Origin of the sequence: Paramagnetospirillum kuznetsovii, from assembly GCF_003284725.1 — a bacterium.
GTDB classification, from domain to species: Bacteria; Pseudomonadota; Alphaproteobacteria; order Rhodospirillales; family Magnetospirillaceae; genus Phaeospirillum; species Phaeospirillum kuznetsovii.
In genome coordinates this window covers 1-4735 of record NZ_PGTO01000048.1, presented here as the reverse complement: position 1 = coordinate 4735, position 4735 = coordinate 1, and the positions used below count along the sequence as shown (strand labels likewise).

At 64.9% G+C, this 4735-nt stretch carries 1 protein-coding gene; it reads right to left on the bottom strand.

What is annotated here, in order from left to right:
- Positions 1 to 74: 74 nt before the first annotated feature.
- On the bottom strand, positions 75 to 4735 hold a 4661-nt coding region (locus tag CU669_RS20835), incomplete at its 5' end, for a DUF4347 domain-containing protein (protein WP_146747841.1).

Sequence of the window (4735 nt, the reverse complement as noted above, 5' to 3'; positions counted from 1 at the left end):
GCCGTCGAACATCCAGCGCGGCTCCAGGGCCATCAGGCCCAGGTCGGGACGGCGGCGCTTGCGGGTGAGCTGTCTCAAGATGACGCTCCGAACGAACCTGCCAGCCCAAGACTCCCGATCCGGCTGGCCATCTTGATCTGTTGGGTGAAGGCAAGCTTGCCCACGGGTTTGATGTGGCCAACTCGGTCCTGTGCCGGTCGCGAGGCTGCGTCGCCCTTGACGAGGTTGATGCGAACGGTGGCGATGGCTTCGCGGCCATCCTGGTCGCGTGCGACCACGCGGATCACCACGACGCCGTTGAGATCTGCCGGCGGTGTCCCGGCGAAGGCCCCGGTCTTGGGGTCGAAGGCCAGCCAGGGCGGCAGCGGCTGTCCATCAGCCTGCGCCGCCTTCAGCGTCACCACCGCGTCGGCCCGGGTATGGGCGAAGGTGTCCACCGGCAAGGCGAAGCTGACGCTTCCCGACACGGTCTCCTGGGCGACGGCAACTGGCCGAACCGCCAGTAGGGAATCGCCTCCGCCGGATCTCTGGCCCTGGGCGATCACCGGCACCCGGAAGGCCCCTCCATCCCCCGCCGACGCGGTCAGTTGTCCCGAGGCGGCGAAGGTCACCACCGCCGGGGCCTGGACGCCTCCGGCAACGGCGCTTGCGGCATTTCCGGCCCGGCCCGTATCACCGCCGATCACGCCCGTGGTGCTTACCGGGCCTGTCGCCACGACCGTTGCCGTTGGGGGCGGCAAATTGATCTGCGATATCGCTGCGGTGTCGTGAAACACGGTGACGACGGGTGTCGGCTGGCTGGCCGGGGCCTGGGCCGGGGCCGGGCCACCGGTGGGTGTCGATGGGGATGGGGCGGGTGTGGGCTGAGAGTTGTGGGTGGGGGAGTCGTCTTGTTGCGGTGGCGCATGCGCGGTGATGGACAAGGCCTGGGGGGTGGCCAGGACGTTGCCGCCGGCATCGCGAACCGACACGGTAACGGCATAGGCGGTGCCGGGGGTCAGGGTCTGGCCGGGGGCCACCTTCAGGACGTTGCCCGCCACCACGAAGCGGGCGGCATCGGCGCCGCCCAGGGTAAAGGTAAAGGTCTCGCCCGGAGTGGCATCGGTGACCGAGATGGTGCCGACCACCGATCCGGCCCCAGGCAGAACCTGTCCCGTCGGCGGCGTGCCGACGGCGAACCCAGCCACGGCAAGCGCGGTGGGGGCATGGGTGTCGATGGTCTTGCCGACGATCGGCGTCGTATAGGTGCTGGAATTGCCAAGGCCGTCCGCGACGGTGATGCTGGTGGCCAGAGCGCCGTTGACGACCTCCGTGGCGCCAGCACCCACGACGAAACTGGCCGTGCCGGTATGGGTGGCGGTGTTGTACGACCAGCCTGTCAGGGTCAAGCCGTCGATGGTTCCCGTCAGTCCGTAGGCGCCATGGCCGTCATGGGCATCGGTGACGATGGTGGCGGTGACCGTGTCACCCTGCTTGTAGGCGGCGGCATTCAGGGTAAGGCCGGTGATGGTCGGCGCCGTGTGATCAAGGGTGAAGGTCTGATCGCCCGCATGGGTGGCCGACAGTGCAATGGCCCCGGTCGCGCTTTGAATGGTGCCGATGCTGGACAGGTCAAGGCGCATCGTCCCGTCGCCGCCAAGGCCGATCACGCTGACGGTATAGGTGATGTGGTCGCCGCTATCGGTGACCGACGAGATGGTTCCGGCGGCACTTCCCGTGGAAGTCAGCGAGAAGTTGCCCAACGCCACATTGGCCGCGGCACCCGAGAAGGTGACGTCGTACTGGACCGAGGCGCCGCCGGTCAGGGCGGCTGCACCGCCATGACGGTTGATGGACGACACGTTCAGCGAGGGATTTCTGGCGGTGATGGTCAGCGCCTTGGTGAATGTATTGCCGCCGACATCAGCCACCCTGACAAAGATATTATAGATGGCGCCGTCAACCAGATCGGTGCCGCCCACCAGCAGGCTGCTGCCGCTGATGGTGAATTTGCCGTTATCCGTATCGTTGCTGCCGTTTCCTGCCACCAAGGTATAGGCGAAAGTGTCGCCGGTCGTGGCGTCGGTGGCCGACAGCGTGGCGGCATTGCCGTTGGCGGTGGGCAGGCAGGTGGAGCTGGACAGGGACAAATCGGTCGGGGCCTTGGCATCGATGGTCTTGGACGGGATGGCGGTGGTATAGGCCGCGCTGGCATTGCCGACAAAATCCGCGATGGTGATATTGGTGGCGACGCTGCCGTTGATCACCTCGGTCGTAGCGCCGGTGACGGTAAAACTGGCGGTGCCGATGCCGGTGCCGGTGTTATAGCTCCACCCACTCAGGGTCATGCCGTCGATGGTGCTGCCGGCCCCCAGGGTATAGGCGCCGTGCCCGTCATAGGCGGCGACGGGGGTGATGGTGGCGGTGACCGTGTCGCCCAGCTTGTAGGTGCCGGCATTCAGTGTGACGGTGGAAATGGCCGGGGCGGTGCGGTCGATGGTCTTGCCGGCAATTGCCGTGGTGTAGGCGGCGCTGTTGTTGCCGGCGGCGTCGGTCACGCGGATATTGGTCGCCAGGCTGGCGTTATAGACCTCGGTGGTGGCACTGGTGACGGTAAAGGTCGCGGTGCCGGAATTGGTGGCGGTGTTGTAGGTCCAGCCGCTGAGGGTCATGCCGTCGAGCGTGCTGCCGGCGGCCAGGGTATAGGCGCCGTTCCCGTCATAGGTACCGGTGGTGATGGTGGCGGTAACGGTGTCGCCCAGCTTATAGCGGCTGGCCGAGGTGGTTACGCTGGTGATGGTGGGAACGATATTGTCGAGAGTGACCGTCTGATCGCTGGTATGGGTACCTGAAAGGGCGGTGCCGCCGCTGACCGCCGTGATGCCTGACGTGTTGGTCAGATTCAGTCCCAGCGTGCCATTGGTCGCCCCGCTGGTGGTGACCACCCAGGTGATGCCGCCATCGGACGACGTGGCCCCGGTGATCGTGCCGCCGGTCTTGGTGCCCGACAAGGCGAACTTGGAGGCGGTTACGCCGGTTACCGCCTGGCTGAACACCACATCGAACTTGGCTGTCGAACTGTTGGTGACCGCCGGCGTGCTGGGATCGCGGTTGATCGAGACCACCGAAGGCTGTGTCAGGGCGGTGATGGTATAGGCCTTCGAGTAAGTGTTGCCGCCCAGGTCGGTGGTTTGCAGGGTGATCGAATAGGTACTGCCCGAAGTCAGGGTGACGCCGCTGGCGACCTTCAGGGTGGTGCCGGAAATCTGGAACTTGGCGGCATCCGTTCCCGAGATAGCATAGGTGAAGCTGTCCCCGGGGCTGCCATCAAGGGTGGTCAGCGCGCCGACCGTGCTGTTGGCCGCCATCAGCGTATTGGCGTGGGTGGTGGTGTCCTGGCCGGCGATGGTGATGTTGGTCGGCGCGCGGGCGTCGATGACGGTGGAAAGGACGCCGCTGACATATGGGGTGCTCATATTCCCCACGTAATCCGAGAATATCTGGATATAGATTGGCACGGTCCCGCCCATCACCTCGGTGGTGGAACTGGTCACCGTAAAGCTCGCGGTGCCGGTAAGGGTCGAAGTATTGTACGTCCACCCCGTCAAACTCTGCCCATCGACCAGACCAGCCTGCAGCCGATAGGCACCATATCCGTCATAGGCGCCGGTGGTGATGGTGACGGTGACGGTATCGCCCAGCTTGTAGCGGTTGGAGTTCAACGTCACGCTGGTGATGGTCGGAGGCGTGATGTCGACAATTGCCCCTTGGTCACAAGCATGGGTTCCGGCCATGGCCGTCCCGTCTGCCAGCGAGACAATGCCTGTCGTATCCGTAAGGTCGACAGCCAGGGTGCCGTCGCTGCGGGCGCCTTTAACCGTCACGGTCCAATTGCTGCCGTCCCCCCAGGTATCGACCACATTGCTGATATAGCCGCCGGTGCTGGTCCCGGAGAGCGAGAAATTATAATCGGCGACACCGCTGACCCCTTGGTCGAAATTCACCTGAAAATCGATCTCGTCGGCATTGGTAACATTCAGCACATTCCAAACAATGGCATTGATATTGGTGCAGGTCGGCGCATCCAGCAGATGGGTGTAGGTATTGCCCGGATCGAAGGGCGTGGCCGCAATATCGGCGGTCGATTTTTCCAAGATCCAGTTGCCGCCCACGGTGGCGGAACCGGTATTGTCGGCCGAAGCCGCCACATCGGCCCCGGTGGCGGTGGCCAGATCGGTGATGAATGTCTGGCCGTCCGCGCCTTTGGCCACGTCGCAGCCATAGAGCAGCAAATCGCCGCCGACCTTCAGTGAATGGCCGATTTCGGCCAATTCCGCCTGGGTGACAGCATTGGTCAGGCTGGCATCGGTGAGGGTGTCGCCGCCAATCCTGACGATCCCTTCCGCCCCGTGCGACAGGACGGAAATGCTGTCATAGCCCGCATGGGTCTCGGCCCATTTGGCCATCTGGGCCAGGCCACTCTTGGAACCGTCGATCTCCTCGATCTCGACGCCCGCCTTCACGGCGGCTTCCAGGGTCTTGTAATCGGCCACCGAGGTATCGACGAACACCACCTCCGTCTTGCCGTTATTCTGGGCGGAATCGGCGGCCCGTACCTCGACCGGCGCGGCGACGCTCGGAATCAGGGCGAGGGCCGCCGCATCCGGGGCGGCATGGGTGGCATCGACGGCGGCGGCGCCGTCGAACATCCAGCGCGGCTCCAGGGCCATCAGGCCCAGGTCGGGACGGCGGCGCT